The sequence below is a fragment of the Acinetobacter parvus DSM 16617 = CIP 108168 genome, from assembly GCF_000368025.1.
GTDB classification, from domain to species: domain Bacteria; phylum Pseudomonadota; class Gammaproteobacteria; order Pseudomonadales; family Moraxellaceae; genus Acinetobacter; species Acinetobacter parvus.
In genome coordinates, this window is the sequence record NZ_KB849211.1 from 731,859 (window position 1) to 749,731 (window position 17,873).

The 17,873-nt window shown below is 42.6% G+C and carries 15 protein-coding genes and 1 tRNA gene; 7 read left to right on the top strand and 9 right to left on the bottom strand.

Annotated features, from left to right (window positions below; all coding sequences use genetic code 11):
• Positions 1–80 precede the first annotated feature (80 nt).
• A complete protein-coding gene (locus F988_RS05480) occupies positions 81–1,022 on the top strand; it encodes a DUF5655 domain-containing protein (RefSeq protein WP_004681623.1) in 942 nt (313 codons plus the stop codon).
• Between the two features lie 230 nt (positions 1,023–1,252).
• Here F988_RS05480 and F988_RS05485 read toward each other — a convergent pair whose 3' ends face one another.
• Complete coding sequence (locus tag F988_RS05485) at positions 1,253–2,329, bottom strand: DUF1176 domain-containing protein (protein ID WP_004681624.1); 1,077 nt, start codon at positions 2,327–2,329, stop codon at positions 1,253–1,255.
• A gap of 125 nt (positions 2,330–2,454) precedes the next feature.
• Between F988_RS05485 and F988_RS05490 the strand changes: the two genes are divergently transcribed.
• A complete protein-coding gene (locus F988_RS05490) occupies positions 2,455–3,204 on the top strand; it encodes a DUF4850 domain-containing protein (RefSeq protein WP_010589284.1) in 750 nt (249 codons plus the stop codon).
• A gap of 52 nt (positions 3,205–3,256) precedes the next feature.
• On the opposite strand, the gene sbmA is transcribed toward F988_RS05490, so the two are convergent.
• From sbmA to F988_RS15195, 5 genes are all read right to left on the bottom strand, one after another.
• Positions 3,257–4,453 carry a peptide antibiotic transporter SbmA gene (gene sbmA / locus F988_RS05495; RefSeq protein WP_004681629.1) on the bottom strand — a complete coding sequence of 399 codons (1,197 nt, stop codon included), beginning with the start codon at positions 4,451–4,453 and terminating at the stop codon, positions 3,257–3,259.
• Between the two features lie 210 nt (positions 4,454–4,663).
• The gene (locus F988_RS05500) at positions 4,664–5,641 is read right to left on the bottom strand and encodes a patatin-like phospholipase family protein (RefSeq protein WP_004681630.1); all 978 of its coding nucleotides are present in this window, start codon (positions 5,639–5,641) and stop codon (positions 4,664–4,666) included.
• Between the two features lie 135 nt (positions 5,642–5,776).
• The gene (locus F988_RS05505; RefSeq protein WP_004681632.1) at positions 5,777–7,252 is read right to left on the bottom strand and encodes an alanine/glycine:cation symporter family protein; all 1,476 of its coding nucleotides are present in this window, start codon (positions 7,250–7,252) and stop codon (positions 5,777–5,779) included.
• A 91-nt stretch (positions 7,253–7,343) separates the two neighbouring features.
• Positions 7,344–8,579, bottom strand: a complete 1,236-nt coding sequence (gltS, locus tag F988_RS05510) for a sodium/glutamate symporter (RefSeq protein WP_004681633.1) — start codon at positions 8,577–8,579, stop codon at positions 7,344–7,346.
• Positions 8,580–8,596: 17 nt separating this feature from the next.
• Positions 8,597–8,752, bottom strand: a complete 156-nt coding sequence (locus F988_RS15195) for a hypothetical protein (protein ID WP_004681636.1) — start codon at positions 8,750–8,752, stop codon at positions 8,597–8,599.
• 422 nt (positions 8,753–9,174) lie between these two features.
• On the opposite strand from F988_RS15195, the gene F988_RS05515 reads away from it, so the two are divergent.
• Positions 9,175–9,882: a nitroreductase gene (locus F988_RS05515; protein WP_004678233.1), complete on the top strand. Its 708-nt coding sequence runs from the start codon at positions 9,175–9,177 to the stop codon at positions 9,880–9,882.
• Positions 9,883–9,903: 21 nt separating this feature from the next.
• Here F988_RS05515 and F988_RS05520 read toward each other — a convergent pair whose 3' ends face one another.
• A complete protein-coding gene (locus F988_RS05520; RefSeq protein WP_004678235.1) occupies positions 9,904–10,524 on the bottom strand; it encodes an MFS transporter in 621 nt (206 codons plus the stop codon).
• Between the two features lie 149 nt (positions 10,525–10,673).
• Between F988_RS05520 and yccS the strand changes: the two genes are divergently transcribed.
• The 4 genes from yccS (at position 10,674) to F988_RS05540 (ending at position 17,199) form a co-directional block, all read left to right on the top strand.
• Positions 10,674–12,848, top strand: coding sequence for a YccS family putative transporter (yccS, locus tag F988_RS05525; protein WP_004681637.1), 2,175 nt, complete (start codon positions 10,674–10,676; stop codon positions 12,846–12,848).
• 105 nt (positions 12,849–12,953) lie between these two features.
• On the top strand, positions 12,954–13,538 hold the full coding sequence (locus tag F988_RS05530; protein WP_004681639.1) for a YcxB family protein: 585 nt from the start codon (positions 12,954–12,956) through the stop codon (positions 13,536–13,538).
• Between the two features lie 207 nt (positions 13,539–13,745).
• Positions 13,746–16,283 (top strand): PepSY domain-containing protein, encoded by a 2,538-nt coding sequence (locus tag F988_RS05535; RefSeq protein ID WP_004681641.1) that lies wholly within the window; start codon positions 13,746–13,748, stop codon positions 16,281–16,283.
• 130 nt (positions 16,284–16,413) lie between these two features.
• Positions 16,414–17,199: a YdcF family protein gene (locus F988_RS05540; RefSeq protein WP_004681642.1), complete on the top strand. Its 786-nt coding sequence runs from the start codon at positions 16,414–16,416 to the stop codon at positions 17,197–17,199.
• Between the two features lie 32 nt (positions 17,200–17,231).
• On the opposite strand, the gene F988_RS05545 is transcribed toward F988_RS05540, so the two are convergent.
• Together F988_RS05545 and F988_RS05550 are read right to left on the bottom strand one after the other, a co-directional pair.
• Positions 17,232–17,702, bottom strand: coding sequence for a DUF2750 domain-containing protein (locus F988_RS05545; protein WP_004678249.1), 471 nt, complete (start codon positions 17,700–17,702; stop codon positions 17,232–17,234).
• A 94-nt stretch (positions 17,703–17,796) separates the two neighbouring features.
• Positions 17,797–17,872: transfer RNA gene (locus tag F988_RS05550), tRNA-Val, on the bottom strand.
• Position 17,873: the final 1 nt, after the last annotated feature.

Genomic DNA, 17,873 nt, shown 5'->3' on the forward strand with positions numbered 1-17,873 from the left:
TATTAGCCAATTTATTGATTTCATGTTATAAAACCTCGTATTGATACGGGGTTTTATTTTTTAAATAAGGTTTTATCGTCATGCCAATTTTCGATATAAATAATAATTTACAATTACGCACTGTGCAAAAAACCAACTTCCCTTTAGAAAAAGATTTGCAAACTTTAATTGAAAACAACCTAATCACTGTTTTTAACTGCCGTTTTATCGCAAGTGAATTTTCAACGGGTGCAATTCATGCTGGTCGAATTGATACTCTAGCTCTATCTGAAGATAATAATCCTGTCATTATTGAATATAAAAAAGTAGAGTCCTCAGAACTCATAACACAAAGCCTATTTTATCTTCATTGGATTCAAGATCATAAAGGTGATTTTGAAATAGCAGCTCAAAAAGTACTAGGAAACAATATAGAAATTGACTGGTCAGATATTCGGGTCATTTGTATTGCACCAAATTATAAAAAATACGATCTACATGCAGTACAAGTTATGGGAGCAAATATTGAATTATGGCGTTATCAACTTTTTTCAAACCAAAGTTTGTATCTTGAGGAAGTTTTTCATAACACAACATCAAATACGCCAGTAACTCTCAATCAAACAGCGAAAAACCCTGTCATGGTTGCAGCGGGAAAAAAGGCTGCTATTACACGAAATATCGGACAATACACCACAGAGAGCCATCTACAAAATAAATCTAAAGAAGTTATTGAGCTCATGGAAGCATTACAAGATATGATTATGGGTTTTGATGACTCGATTGAGGAAATTCCTAAAAAATACTATATAGCCTATAAAAGCACACAAAATATTTTAACTGTGGAAGTTCGCTTACGAAATTTAAAAATTTATTTAAAATTAAAACCTGAGGATATTCCTGTAAATACTCCAAATTATCGTGATGTTTCCAATATAGGGCATCATGGTATTGGCGATGTCGAGTTTACGATAACCAACCTCAATGAACTGATAGATACCAAACCATTTATAGAGTTAGCCTATAATAGGATTGGCGGTTAATTGTACTCAATCAATGAAAATTCTCGGTAAAAAAATTTACAATTCAGCAAATTTATAATCCTGAATATTGTGAGTAGTTATTGTCATACAGCTAAAAATTAAAGCAGCGAAATGCTGAGTTATTTTTAGCAATTTATTTTAGTTAATGAATAAAAATGAAATAATCACTGCCCCCTTAACACACCCGAAAATCTTATTTTAAGTTGAGATTGGCGTATATATTCAAAATGCTATTTTACAACTGCTTCAATTTGGTCCAGTTCCCATACCCCACCTGCAGCAAGCCCTTTACACATGCCTGTCCACATATCTTTAGTATGTACGAATTTCTGCCCATCCCAAACCCATTCATCACTTGACCAGCAGTCTCCAATTCCCCGTCCTTTTTGTGAGCTACTGATTATCCCATCCCCAACATCGGAGGCATGTTCAGTCACAAAAATTGCTTTTCCTGTTAAAGACTCATCCAGCACCCAAACTCCATACCCCTCATTATATGCTCCACGCCAACATAGGGTCGTTGCCAATACTTTTTTATTGCTTAATTTGTAGAGTTCAATCGACTGAGGTTTTACGCCATCACTGCTATAAACTCCCTCACAAAAACCATCTTGTTTGGGTGTAGGTTGTGCTGCCATCAATGATTTATACACGGACTGATACTGCTTGCTGTTGGGCTGCAAAGTTAGATAAGGTTTGCTGGCTGTTTTAACCTGTTTCACCACCAATTTCGGTTGAGCCGCTAAAACTTTTGCTTCGCTCATTTTCCCTTTTTTGACCAAGGCGCCTGTCGTTCCAACACGTTTCTGAAAATCATCCATTTTCAATAATGTTGCAGTCATACCCGCATCCGAAATATTCCATTGCAGACGGTTATTTTTAAATACAATGTCTGCTTTTCCACTGGCCTGCTGCAACAATCCATTCACCTGTGCTGCGGTCAATCTACCCATAAGTGGAAATTCAGTGCCATCCACCAAAACAGCCCCTAAATCCTTGCCATTGACATAAAAATGAATATTTTTAAGCTGATTTTTAGGAATTTGAGGTTCGGTAAACCCATCACCCAAAGCAAACTCGCCTGTGACTTGCTGAGCTTTGCCCGCCTGACGTGTCAATAAGATTGATGCTGGATAATCATCACTAGATTCATTGTGATAGCCCGCAGCTCGACAGGTTCCTGTATTGCTACAGTAAATTTCCCAATCTTGATGTGAAAATGAAATACCTTTGATTTCTTGTGCGAAGCTAGTAGAACTTAGTGCCATAAAGCAGCAAACTGAAAGTATATTCTTCACTGGTATCATTCTGTATTACTCATATTTATTATCAAACTTGAAAACAGTTTAAAGGACTGATCTACACTTGTCATATGTCATTTTATTGCAGAAGATATTAGCTTAAAGCAAACTGAGTTTGGTCAAATTTAAAAATGAAAAGAACAATTTTATTTCCCACGATTTTAATGAGTATGTTCTCCTCAGCCATTCATGCTGAGATTACAGTATTTAAAGCAAATTTCCCTCAGTTTTCAAATAGTGCAAAAGAACGAAAAGCAGAAAATCAAATTTACCCTCTCGGTGAAGCTTCTTTTGCAAATGATGTTCGAGTGCCTTTTTACGGGGTAACCGCACTCAACCCTGTGGAAGATGGTTTATTAAAAGACTTTAAATCATGTTCCGCAAAAAGCTGTCATTTCGATTTTAAATTAGATGCTAAACAAGCTGAACAACTCAAGTTATGGGCTATTCCTGAAATAGGAATTGTACTTGTACCTAGAGATTGGCAAGACATACAATCAAGTGCAGGAGCGAATGGTACTGGATCTGCCTTAATCATGAGTCCAAATCAGAAACAAGCAATTCAGCTTTATGATTCATCATTTTGTGTAGGTTGCGGCATGCCAAATGCGACGCTTTATTTTCCACATCTTTTAAAACAAAGTGTGGAATATGAATACGGTGGTTATCAAGATCCGCTTAAATTAATGAAGATCGTACACCCTTCAAAACAAATCGCTTTCTTTAGTTATCAAATTCCTAAGCTGAATAACAGAACACATGGCGTAGCCAAATATCAAGATGAAGACACGTTTAACTTTAGAGAAATCAAAGTCACCGTTGATCAATCCCAACAGCATTTAGTTGGAACTATTCTAAATTTTTACAATGCGACTCATTAATCAAATCATGGACACAAAAAAACCTGCTAGTTGCAGGTTTTTTTAATCACACTTATTTTTTTAAAATTGACTCGAAAGCTTTTAAACGTTTATAAATTGAGAGTAATTCAATAATCGTTTTCCAAGAACTGATGAGATATTGAAATGATTCACGAACTTTATCAAAGATGTTACTAATTTGGTTGATCAAGCCTAAAGTCATTTTACCTGCGGCAATTGCAGGAAATAGCACCACCAGACTATATAAAACATCCAGTTGCTTATACCAAATCGCGACAAGGTTAAAATAAGCATAGTGAAAATAAAGTCTAAAATAATTTACACGTACTCGAGCAAATAACTCTTTTAATGTGAGTGGATCAGCACGATTCTCATGGTCTTCACCATAAACCAACTCTTTACGGTAGGCTGCCTCAACCTTTTGATTATTAAATTGTAGGCCTGGTAATTTCTGACCGACAATCATTAACACCACAGTTCCAAAGACCGCCCAGACAATTGCAGCCCATACCAGTGAATGTTCAATCTCACCCACGATTGGAAGCACTGGCACTTTCTCTGAGATTTTAAATAATAACGGCAGGAACGCGATCAGCACCATCACTGACTTAATCAGTTCAACCCCCAAGTCTTCCATAATGGTGGCAAAACGCATGGTATCTTCTTGAATACGTTGCGAAGCCCCTTCGACATGACGAAGCCGATCCCAGTTTGCAGTGTAGTATTCATTCATGGCGGTACGCCAGCGGAACACATAATGGCTGGTAAAGAATGCATTGATTACGGCGAATGTGACGGCAACCATTGCAATATAAAGAAAAGTCAAAGTTCCATTATATAGGTCATTAATATTACCGCCGCCATCGCTTAGCATCTTTTGAATCATGTCCCAGAATGGTCCATACCAAGCATTGATTGCAACACTGACCTGCACCCCAAACCAGATATTAAACAAGATAAATGCTGACCCCCAGACTGACCACTTCTGCCATTTGTGATCAGAAAGGAATCCCCAAAAACCTGCAAATAAGGCGGTTGAAAGGAGAAACCAGAGATAGAACCAAATAAATGCAGGCGACCAGAAACGGCTCACCCCAATTTGCAACTCTGCTTCAGCATAGCCCTTTGGGAATCCCAAATATCCCCCCCATCCATGGCCACCCGTATACCAGAGCAACATATTCAGGGCCATCCATACAACCACTGAAATAAAAAATGGACGTGGGTTGGGAAAAAATGATTTAAACATCGTGCTTAACAATCCTTGTTGTATTGCAATTGACGCAAGTACGTCATGCTATAACCTTAAACTTAACTTTGTCTGATAGAAACTTTGGTAAGTTGTAGTTATTTACATGCTTTTCCAAAATTTTCATAGCATTTTGATGAGTATTTACAATTTGTTTAGGACATCGAAACGATTTTAATGCTGTTACGACTCTCTGTGGCCATATAAACCTTAAGGATGTGCTGGAAAGGTCTTTAAGGCAAAATCTTGCTGATCAGGTTGTACAAGGTTTTTCTTACTTTGAATGGCAAGTTCAATTTCAGAAAGCTTTGACTGAGCCGCATCAATCCCTGCCTGCATAGTCATTTCACGCCCCTTAACATCAAAAATATGGGCCTTTTCACGCAGATCAGGTTGAATCACCACATCGGCATCTTTCAGTTCTTCTTCAGCCAGACGGCCCTGCATAATATTAATGTTCTGGTTAAACAGCCCCCAAACATTGCTGGTTTCAGTATGAATCGGCTGGGCCAGAATATCCACTGCAATCACTACATCCGCTCCCAGTTCACGTGCAACCTGAACAGGCACAGGACTGACCAGCCCACCATCTACATATTCAACATCATGAATTTTGGTGGGTACAAACATGCTGGGGATTGAGGCCGAGGCACGAACCGCCTGTCCAGTATTGCCATAGTTAAAGACTGTTCTGCTGCCATCCTTAAGTTCAGTTGCCACCACATACATTGGAATCTTGAGTTGTTGCAAGGGTGTGTTGCGCACCTGCTGGTTGATGTAATCCTCAACCTTTTTACCATTAAAGAACCCTTTCAAGCTGACATTGACATCACGAACGTCATTGGCTTTCAGCTTTAGGGCAATGTCACGCAACTCAGCGGCGGTTTTGCCGCTGGCATAGATTGAGCCAACGATACTCCCTGCACTAGTGCCTACAATAAAGTCTGGACGAATCCCCTGTTGTTCCAGCACTTGTATCACCCCAATATGGGCATAGCCACGTGCACCACCACTCCCCAAAACCAAAGCGATTACGGGACGTTTTTGCTGTTGTTTGATATAGCTAAAAGGCTGGCTCAGCACCCGTGCCTGGGCATCTTCAATTGCTGGACGTAAATGTGAGGTTGTTTGGCAACCTGTTAAAATGATTACTGATAGTCCGAGTATGCATGATTTAAGCCGTTTCATATGCAGTTGTTGCCATATTTACTGTGTTTCCAGCTTAAATTTTAGCTCTTCCCAGCCTGAAATGCTGTATCAGTTTTTTTGCTGCTGTGACTGCCAATCCATAAAAAAGCCCCTCGAAAGGAGCTTTTATCAAGATCACCAGATATCTGAACCAACTTTTTTCTTTAGTTCAGGATATTGATCAATCTTGAACTCTGGTTCCTTAATACCTTTCTTTAACTGAGATGTGTAGTCTTTCAATAAAATCAATGCTATCGGAGTCAGCAATAGAATTGCGATCAGGTTAATAGTTGCCATCAATCCCATCGACAAGTCTGCCATAGACCAAACCAATGGAACGCTAGTGATTGCACCGAAGTACACCATAACCAATACTAAAATACGGAAAACAAGCATGATTTTAGGATTGTTATTGATAAACTGCACATTACTTTCAGCGTAGGCATAGTTACCAATAATCGACGTAAAGGCAAACAGGAACAGAATAATCGCCAGAAAACCACCGCCCCAGCTACCAATTTGGCTCTCCAAAGCTTTCTGGGTCAATGTCACGCCTTCAAAGCCAGCTTCGTGATAGAGACCAGACACCATAATGATGATCGCGGTACATGAACACACCACGAAGGTATCGACAAATACACCTAGCATTTGGACCAGACCCTGATTCACAGGGTGTTTCACATCAGAGGCCGCAGCGGCATTTGGCGCTGACCCCATACCTGCCTCGTTGGAAAACAAGCCACGTTTGATCCCCATCATCATTGCCATAGAAATCATCGCACCGAAGAAACCACCTGCCGCAGCCTCAAACTGAAATGCCTTGCTAAAGATCAATTTAAAGATCTCAGGCAACATCGGCAAGTTGGCTATCGCAATATACAAAGCGACCATGATATAAAGCAATGCCATGAAAGGAACGATACTTTCAGCAACTTTAGCGATACGCTTGATCCCACCAAAGATAATCAATGCCGTCATAATGACCAATGCAATCCCAACCCATGACACTTCGAGATCAAGACCACCAAGCCCCAATACAAAATTGGCTTTATCCCATCCCCAGGCATGTGAGGTCGCACCAATAATCGCATTTGCCTGCACGGCATTAAATACAAAGCCATAAGCCAGAATGAGTGACAGTGCAAAAACAATCCCCAGCCATTTTTGTTTTAAGCCCTGAGTAATATAGTACGCAGGGCCACCACGGAACTGCTTGTTTTGATGGTCTCTCACCTTAAACAACTGGGCAAGCGATGATTCAACAAATGCAGAACTCATACCAAGAAAGGCAGTGACCCACATCCAGAACACGGCACCAGGACCACCAATTGCGATTGCAATCGCAACACCAGCAACATTACCCACGCCCACACGGCTTGCAAGCCCAGTGACAAAAGCCTGAAATGGTGTAATGCCATGTTCATCCTGCGTTTCTTTACGACTGCCTTTCATCACACGGATACTATGCAGGAACAAGCGAAGCTGTACCGCACCCGTAACAAATGTGTAAAATACCCCAACCGCAACCAGTAATACGACCAGGAAATTCCAAAGCGGATCATTCAAGAACTGTACCCACGACATCAGCGTGGCATTTAATTGTTCATTCATCACTTATTCACTTAACAATTTTATGTGCGTCAATCACATATTCAAAAAAATGGATGAATCAAAAAAGCCCCGTATGGGCTTTTGATCTAACTTAGATAAAGAATTTCAAAATTAATTGAATTACTGTTGCATTAATTAAATCAACAAAGAACGCACCACAAAGCGGAACAATTAAAAATGCTTTATGTGATGGTCCATACATGTTGGTAATTGCTTGCATGTTAGCAACAGCTGTTGGCGTTGCTCCCATACCAAAACCACAGTGACCCGCTGCCAACACGGCTGCATCGTAGTTTTTACCCATGACACGGAACGTCACAAACGCAGCATAAAGCGCCATTGTCAATGTTTGCGCGCCAAGAATCACAACAAGTGGACCAGCCAAATCAGCCAGTTGCCATAATTTCAATGAAAGCAAAGCCATTGCCAAATACAGTGATAATGATGCATTACCAAATACATCAATTGCACGGTCAAAAATATCAACCTTTAATATGCTTTCCAGAATGTTGCGCAAAACCACACCACCGCCCAATGCCCAGACGAAAGTTGGCAGCTCAAACCATGTGCCTTTACTATAACCTGTCATGAATTCAGCAAATGCCAAACAGGCAGCAAACAGACCAAGTGTGGTAATGGCATTATCCGCAGTGATTAAACGAACTTGATGCGGATTTTCGAATGGTGCAAGTTCATCAGGGTGCTGGTCGAGATGAGTATCACGATCCTTGATCTCGGAAGAGGTTTGGGCATGGGCAAGGCTGTAACGGTTAATCAGCAGCTTGGCCAATGGACCGCCGATAATCCCACCAATAATCAGGCCGAAAGTTGCACTTGCCATACCCAATGCCAAAGCGCCCTGAATACCATGCTGAGTTTCAAGGATTTCACCCCATGCACCTGCGGTTCCGTGACCACCTGTTAGTGTGATTGAACCTGCGATCAAACCGATCAGAGGATCAATACCCAACAAGGTTGCCAGACTCATCCCAACCGCATTCTGCACCACAATGAATGAGGCGACACAGACGAGAAAAATGACTAATCCAATACCACCCTCCTTGAGCTTCATAAAGTTTGCACTTAAGCCAATCGAGGCAAAAAAGATCAACATAAAACTGGTTTGCAACTGACTGCTGAAAACAATACTGTAGCCCCAGAGCGAATGCACCAGCAGGGAAACCACTGCTGCCACCAAACCGCCTGCGACAGGTTCAGGAATGTTGTAGCGTCTTAAGAAATCAATTTTGTTGACCAGTAAACGTCCCAATAACAGAACGATCACTGACGAAATTAGCGTGTAGAAACCATTAAAAGTAAATTCCATATTTTATTCCATTTATTCTATTTGTTATGTAGATGAACAAGCGCTGTAACGATGGGGCGAAAGTGCTGTATCTGTTGTTGCCTACGGGCAGCATAGGCATTGTTCATCATGGAAGTTGCAACGGTGATTGCCATGTCCTGAATAAATGGCTTACGGATGAGAGGTAAACTCATGAGAAGCTCCTGTATCTGGTGTATATTTCAACATTTTCCACAGGCATAAAATTGGATAAATTCGATATGCCTGAGCTAGAAAATCCCCCTCACCGTTTCAGCAAGGAAAGCCTAATCAATTTTAAAAAAGGGCGTATTATGCATAAATTTAGAATATTGTGTGTATTTTTTTATTCTAGGGGCAATCACAGCCCCAATATATATCAATAAATATTAAATCTATTTCATTGTGTTACAAATACATTTAATTTTCACATAAAGAAACAAAATACAAATGAAATACAATACTGGTAGGTCTCATCTACATATCGCTTACTTTTCACTCAAAACTCCAATCTACGACTTAAAAAGTATCTGCAAAAGCTATTTATTACTTTATAGTCTCATTCCATGAGAAAGATCATAAATGATGAGGAATTTTTATGAACACGGAACAAGTCCGCTACGTCGATGATGCCATTACATCGCGCCATTCAGTACGTGCGTTTCTGGATACCCCTGTTGAAACCCAAACCATTAAGGATATTTTGGCGGTTGCCAGCCGAGCACCGTCTGGCACGAATACACAGCCGTGGAAAGTGTATGTGCTGACAGGTAAAAAACGAGCTGAAATGATTAACCGTGTTTGTAATGCACAAATTGAAATGTTTCAAAAGCCAGAACTCGCTGGACAGTATCAGGAAACCTTTGCCTATTATCCTGAAACCTGGATTTCACCTTTTATTGACCGCCGTCGTGAAAATGGCTGGGGACTCTACGGTTTACTAGGAATTCAAAAAGGTGAAAAGGAAAAAATGGCGGCACAGCAATTGCGTAACTACCAGTTGTTTGATGCCCCTGTTGCCCTGTATTTCACCGTGAACAAAGCAATGGGGATTGGTTCAAAAATGGATATTTCCATGATGATCCAGAATGTTATGGTTGCAGCTAAAGCACGCGGTTTGGATACCTGCCCGCAAGCCGCATGGAACCATTTCCATCCAATCGTACTGGATGTGCTTGGCGCACCTGACGATGAAGAACTGGTGTGCACTGTTGCCTTGGGCTATGCAGACCCTGATCACATCGTAAATACATTTATTACGCCTCGTGAGCCTGTGGAAAACTTTACTGTATTTTTAGATGAATAATTCATTTATTGGACAGTATCTCTAGCTGAAGATACTGTCTTGCTGTTTCCCCACCTTAAAAATTGCAAATAGTCCCGCACTGGTAAACATCAACATCATCAATCCCATATTGAGTGATGCTTTCCAAATCAGGAAGTTTAAGATTACCCCGCCCAACAAGCCACAGGCGAATTGCATACTCCCCATAATGGCACTGGCTGTTCCTGCCCTTGCACCCTGTTTCGACATGGCCAAAGCCATTGCATTGGGTCCAGTTAGGCCAATCCCAGAAACAACTAGAAATAAGCCTGACATTAACAGCCAAAGTGGCGCGTGGTTCATCAAGCCAGCACTGACCACAATGCTCACAAAAACACAGGCCAAACTGGCAACCACATACAAGGCCAAGCCAAAATATAAGGGGGTTTTGCGTCCAATACGGTCACTTACAGGCCCATAAATCAGTTGTCCAATCGCAAGTCCTAGAAAATATGCGGGTAAGGTATTGGCAATCATCTGCATACTTACCCCAAACTCATCCGCCATTTGTGGCAGCGCGGGTAAATACATATCAATCGATAATGGACCTAAAGCTGTCAATAAAGCCAGCAATAATATCCATGCTGTTGAATATTGACGCTGACGAGCTTGCTCTGCCTGCATAATACTGTACTTTTCATGTTAATCACGTTTGCAAGCTTAGCATCCTCACTGTATTTGTGCATAATATGAGTGATAAAATCGATAGCATATTAGCCGATAACGCAAGGCATGGCTGAAATGTCAACAGACCCTATAAAAAAGGATCAACCTTGAATCCCTGGTTCGGACGTTTAAAACAGGCAACCTACAACACCACGTTTATGTATAACGTGCGTATGCTCATTGCCTTTACAGGCACGGCTTTTGTTCCCTATCTGCTCAATTTTCAACTCGCCACCATTCCACTGACATTGGGTGTGGTTGCCGCAGGTATCAGTGACATTGATGACCGTTTTTCCGTGCGCATCATGAACCTGATTTATACCTATATCGGTTTCTTTATCACTGCGGCATCGGTTCAGTTGCTGTTTCCCTATCCTGCTGCCTTTGCAATCGGGCTGATTGTTTCCTGTATCGGCTGGATTTTACTGGGTTCACTCGGTCGGCGTTATGCCACCATTGCCTATGGCTGTCTGGTGGTTTCGGTCTACTCAATGCTAGGTGTACACCTGTTCGAACAATGGTATCTACAACCAGCCTTATTGGTAGCTGGCGCAGCCTGGTACGGACTGCTTTCCACCATTAGCTTCCTGTTATTTCCTGTTCGTAAATTGCAGGACCAGCTCTCTGCCTCTTATCATGCGCTGGGAAGCTTTTTATTTGCCAAATCCAATCTGTTCGATGTCGATATGACGCCATCAAGCTATCAGCAAAGCATGATTGATCTAGCGTTGGAAAATGGCAAGCTGATCTCCATCTTCAATGACATGCGTATGGCGCTGCTGACCCGCCTCAAGGGTGATCGGGGCCAGAAAGATACACGGCGTAGCTTGCAGTATTATTTTGTTGCGCAGGATATTCATGAGCGGGCGGATTCAGCTCATATCGACTATCAGAAACTGGCCAAGATTTTTCAGCACAGTGATATTTTATTCCGCTTCCAGCGTATCCTGACCATTCAGGGCAAAGCCTGTCAGGACTTGGCGAACTGTATTTTAACCCGTACCCGCTATGTGCATAACAAGCGCTTTAAGCACAGCTTTGAAAACTTAAGGCTGTCGCTGGAAAAGTTGCATGCAGACCAAGTCTATGATCAGGTGCGGATTAATGCCCTTTTTGCGCTTTATCAAAACTTAAAGTCGATTGATGCGCAGCTCCAGAATCTGGAGACTGAACGTAACATGCAACTGATCAATGCCCAGCAGGCGGAAAACCAGCTCAAGGATGATGACCTGAAAGGCTGGAATGACATGATGGTACGGGTCAAGCAGCATCTCACTCCCGAATCGGTGTTATTCCGCCATGCGGTGCGTCTCTCCATTGTGCTGTTTATCGGTTACATCTTCATTCAGTTAACCCATATTGCCTATGGCTACTGGATTCTACTGACTGCCCTGTTTGTCTGTCAGCCAAACTTTAACGCGACCAAACGCCGCCTGTATTTACGAATTGTCGGCACCCTGATTGGAATTATTGTCGGTCTGGCGATTATTTACTTTATTCCGTCACTTCAGGGGCAATTGGTCATGTTGGTGCTCAGTGGCGTTTTATTTTTCGAGTTGCGTAGTAAACAGTATGCCCAGGCAACCGCCTTTATCACCATTCTGGCCTTGATCAACTTTAATCTGGATGGTTCCGCATTTGCCGCAGGTTTGCCACGCCTGATCGACACCATCATTGGCTGTGCACTGGCATGGTTTGGAGTCAGCTTTATCTGGCCCGACTGGAAGTTCCGCCGCCTGCCACGCACCATTCAACGTTCACTGCAAGCCCAATGTAAATATCTGGCGGAAGTGGTAACCCAATATCATGAAGGGCGTAATAATGCCCTGAACTATCGAGTGGTCCGACGGGCGGCACATAATAATGATGCGGAAGTTGCATCACTCATTTCCACCCTTGCAACCGAACCCAATATTGATCCCACCAAGAAAGCACAGGCATTTGAGTTTCTCTGTTTAAGCCATACCTTTCTCAGTTATATCGCGGCCTTGGGTGCGCACCGTGAACGTATTGATGAGCCTGCGATATTAAGCCTGTTGGATCAGGCACTGGATGATATTCAGGGTGCACTGTTACGAGATGAAGTACCTGACCTGTCTTCACAAAATATGCTACAAAGCATACGCGAACGCCTGAGCCGCAATGATGAAAACGACCAGAAATCGCTGATTATTTTGCAGCAGCTCTCCCTGATCCTGAGTATTTTGACCCGTTTAAGTATGTTGAAACAGAGTTTAAGCTATGAACCCCATGAAGATGGGACCGAGTTTGCTTCACTTTAGGGGCTATTGGTATTTTAATCGTCCCTATGATTCGCTATTGGCCTAATATCTTTGCATGCCAATCAATGATAAACTTAACCCAGTTCTAAACTCATTTTTTAAACTATGACCGCCAAAACGCTATACGCTTATACGCTACAACCCGTTCCCTACGAAGTTTCTGAACAAGAACAACGTCAAGCCCAACTTATGATTTGGCGTGGTACCAATAAGTTCAGCCGCAAGGCCTGGCTGATTATGATTGCACTTGTGGTGCTTTCACTGGTTACAGCAGGCCTGATCAAGTATTACTCCACCTACTCAACCGCGATTTGCTGGGTGGTGATCATTGGTGTGGTACTGTTCTACCTCATCAAGAAGTTTGGTCTGGAATGGTATGTGAAACGTAAAATGAACGAATTTCCTGTACAGGAAATCAAGGGGATTCGTTTAGGTGTACAGCCCCACGGGATTGTGATGCGCCAGAAAATGGGACTTCAGGAAGGTACAGCGACCATCGGCTGGAAAGACATTTACGAATGGTACAATACCCCTGATTTTATTTTGGTTAATTTCAAGGTAAAGACACCAAAAGGCGAAGTTCAGCAAGGTGCCTATATCCTGCCAAAACGCATGGATTCAAAGAATTTCTCATTTAATACAGTACGCAAGCACTTAAAAGAGACAGTTGGTGAGGCTAAACCGTTGTAATCGGATACGGTCATCAGCAATATAAAACAACCCAGCCCAAGCTGGGTTTTTTCTTAAAATGGCACTTCCCTCGTTTAGGTTTAAGCCAGATTTAAATCACTTAATTTGAAAATAAGAATCAAAATCAATATTATCTACAAAATCCTTATTCTATTCTTATTATTGGGTTATATTTACAGAAACTTCTTCATCTTTCCATTTTTTCCCATGTTTAAAAAAGTATTCTTCCAAATCCACTGGTTTTTAGGGATTACGGCTGGTTTAATCCTCTCCATCATGGGAGTGACAGGAGCCATTTACTCCTACGATCAACAAATCTTAAAAATGATTAATCAGCAAAGTTATGTGGTACAAGCCGCAACAACTCCCAAGCTGACACCAGCGCAACTTTATCAGCATTTCAACCAGCAACAACCTGAGATTAAGATCAACAGCATCACCCTCTCTGCTGACCCTACCGCATCCTCTACAGTCAATATCAAGAAAGATGGCGAACGGCGTGGCTATAACATGATGGTCAATCCCTATACTGCCGAGGTTCTGCCTGAGATCAAGGGACAGGAGTTTTTTCAGTTTATTCAGCGTTTGCACCGTTATCTAACGATGGGTGATTTTGGCAAACAGTTGACAGGTGCCTCTGCGTTGATGCTGATTTTCTTTGTATTGAGTGGACTTTATCTGCGTTTTCCGAAGAAACACTCTTTTAAACAATGGTTTTTTATCAAGCCCAAGCTGAAAGGCCGTAATTTTATCTGGAATTTACATGCCGTTGTGGGCACTTGGGCGGCGGTGTTCTACCTGTTGTTTGCATGTACAGGCTTATACTGGTCGTATGACTGGTGGCGTGCAGGCATGTTCAAGGTGATGGGAGTCGAACAGCCACAACGCAAAGAGCATGACAATGAGGCTGGCCAAGCCAAGCAACCTGAATTATCAAAACAACAGATCAATACAATTCTTGAGCAGACATGGACAAACGTCAATGCACAGATTGGCGGCAAATACTCTGCCCTCACCCTAAATATTCCCAAGCATGATGACGCAAAGCTAGAGCTATCATTCGTTGACCATATTCCACAGCATGAACGTGCACGCAATCAGGCTGTCTATAACTATCAGCAGCAAAAAATTGAAAAATTAGAATTATATGAAGATAAAAAGCTTAATGAGAAAATCATGAGCAGCATGCTACCTGTGCATCGGGGTAGTTTCTTTGGTTCGACCTACCAGTTTATTGCCTTGCTGGCCTCTCTCAGCATGCCTTTATTCTTTGTGACAGGCTGGATGCTGTACCTCAAACGCCGTCAACAGAAGAAACTGACTTTGGCAGCGCGTCAATCCCAAACATCACAACAGGTCGATCCAAATGCAAAACCATGGTTGATTACTTATGCGTCTCAAACAGGTGTTGCTGAACAGTTGGCTTGGCGCACCGCCACCAGCCTACAGGAGGCACAGCAGCCGACTGTAGTGAAACCCATTCAGCAACTTACCGAGCAGGACTTACAGCAGGCGCAGCAGGTTCTATTCGTGGTCAGCACCTATGGCACAGGTGAAGCACCCGACCTGGCAACAGGGTTCTGTAAAAAGCTCATGCAACAGAGGCCTAACCTCGGTCACATGCAATATGCGGTATTGGCGCTCGGTTCCAGAGAATATCCAGACAGTTACTGTAGTTTTGGCTATGCAGTTGATAAGTGGTTAAAACAATGCAATGCGGAGGCATTTTTCGAGTTAATCGAAGTGGACAATGCAAATGCCAATGACATTCAACGCTGGAATCAAGCCTTGTCTGCGGTGACTCAGCATGAACTGCATGCCATGAATATTGAAAAGGTCTTCGATCAATGGACACTCAGTAAACGCCATGTACTTAATCCAAATAGTTTGGGACAGGCAGCCTATAATATTGAACTGACAGCACCTTATGACATTAGCTGGCATGCGGGAGATATTGCCGAGATTCAACCAGCCAATAGTATGGCTGAGATTGAAGCCTTTCTGGCCAAGCATCAAATTCCTGCCAACATTCAGGTTGCTTCACTCAAACAACCGATTGAACAATGGCTGTGGAATAAAAACCTACGCACTGAGATTCAGCCATTTACCAAGCTTGAGGAACTGCTGCAACAACTTCCTACCCTGCCAACACGGGAATACTCGATTGCCAGCATCCCGTCACAGCAAGTTCTACGATTGGTGGTGCGTCAACAACGTGATGAAAATGGCCAATTAGGACTAGGTTCAGGCTGGCTCACCGAGTTTGCATCCTTAAAGCAAACCATTGCCTTACGCATTCGTAGCAATGAATCTTTCCATTTGATTGACGACAACCGCCCTATTATCTGTATCGGCAATGGTACAGGCATTGCAGGACTAATGGGCCTGTTACAGCAGCGTAACCGTCAGAATTACACCGCCAACTGGCTGATCTTTGGTGAACGCCAACGCGAACATGATTTCTTCTATCAGGAAACGATTGAAGCATGGAAAAATATGGGCACGCTCAAACGCCTTGATCTGGCTTTTTCCAGAGATCAGGCGCAGCGCATCTATGTGCAGGATATCGTGCGTGAACAGGCTGATGAGTTAATTAGCTGGCTAGACCAGGGTGCGGTCATTTATGTCTGTGGTAGTATTGATGGCATGGCTTCAGGTGTAGATCAGGCACTTACCGATATCCTAGGTGAAGAAAAAGTGGATGCACTTCGTCAGGCAGGACGTTATCGTCGGGATGTCTATTAACTCGTAGTTCACTTTCCTCCAAGAACAACGGGTGTTTTCACACCCGTTTTTTATACAACAGCATCAAAATTTGCCTTTCGCCTAAATTTGCATACACTTAACACGATTCAAATCGACCACAATTCAAATTATGCAACTCAGTTCATGGCTTCGTCTCTTATTTGCCCTTGTCGGTTCAGTCCTGTTCATTGATGGTGCGGTGCTGATCGCATTTAAAAAGATTCATATTGGGACAGTGCTTCCACTGCTGCTTGGCCTTTTTTTCTGTGTATATGCGTTCTTTTATTATCATATTGAACGTTTCTTTTTCTATCATTTCCGCCTACATTCCATTTGGCGCTTTGGCTGGTTATGCTTCTGGATCTGGTTGATTAGCTTAGGCTATTTTTTTAATTATCTGGCAGAGAACAATTCAGAAACCCAGACCACACCCCCAGTACGGGCAATTATTGTGTTGGGTAGTGGTGTTGAAAATGGGCAGCCATCCGCCACCCTTGCCAAGCGACTTGATCGAGCTGCTCCAGTGGCCCTGGCCCAACCTAATGCAAAACTGGTTTTGACAGGAGGTATTGATTTTGGTGAAACTCAAAGTGAGGCTGAGGTGATGTCCAGCTATCTACAGCAGAAGCACCACATTCCCGCTTCGCAAATACTTTTGGAGGATAAGAGCACCAGCACTGAGCTGAATCTTCAAAATAGTCAGCCTTTGTTGCAGGCACAACACATTAATATCCAGCAACCAATTGCAATCGTGACCAGTGATTTCCATACACTGCGGGCGGCCGCAATTGCGCGAAAACAGGGATATCGCCATATCAGCATGCTGGGTGCCACCACACCTTTAGCCACACGTTATAATGCATGGCTAAGGGAGTATTTTGCCTACGCAAGTGGCTGGTTACTGGATGAGTATTGACAGGGTTATCCCTATCAATTTTATCTTATTGCTTATTGATGCAGGCGAATGTCCCGTGGTAACGGCAACTGCAACTCAGCAAAAACCTCTGGGCGCTGCAAATAGAGCTGATACAGAAAATTCTTAATATCCAATAATAATGAATCAGGGCTAACCAGTAGGTTATTCCCCTCAGGCGTTAGGTCCAGAGAAAGTATGGTGTTATTTTCCTTTAAAAAAGGAATCATCTTTTCAATGAATGCCATCAAGGGCAATTCTTGAACCTCGTAATTGGCCCAATTGTCCTTGATCAGTAACTTTGCCATTCCCTTGTTCTGCCAAATAGACATGGCATGCTGTCCTGTTGGCGTTGCACATAGTGCCCAACCCTCATGATACAGGGCAACCACACGACGCTGGACAATAATATTTTCAATAAACTGGCGATAAAGCTGTTTAGGCGGTGAATTGGATATCGTAGTTTGAGATTTCGACGCAGCCTTGCGTTGATATGGATTTTTCATAATAAATGACTTCAATATTAGAATGATTATCGCGGCACATGATAAATCAAGCTTGAAGTGATTACAATGAATTGATTTTTAAGATGATGGGATATGGTGGGCGCTGACGGGATCGAACCGCCGACATTCTGCTTGTAAGGCAGACGCTCTACCAACTGAGCTAAGCGCCCT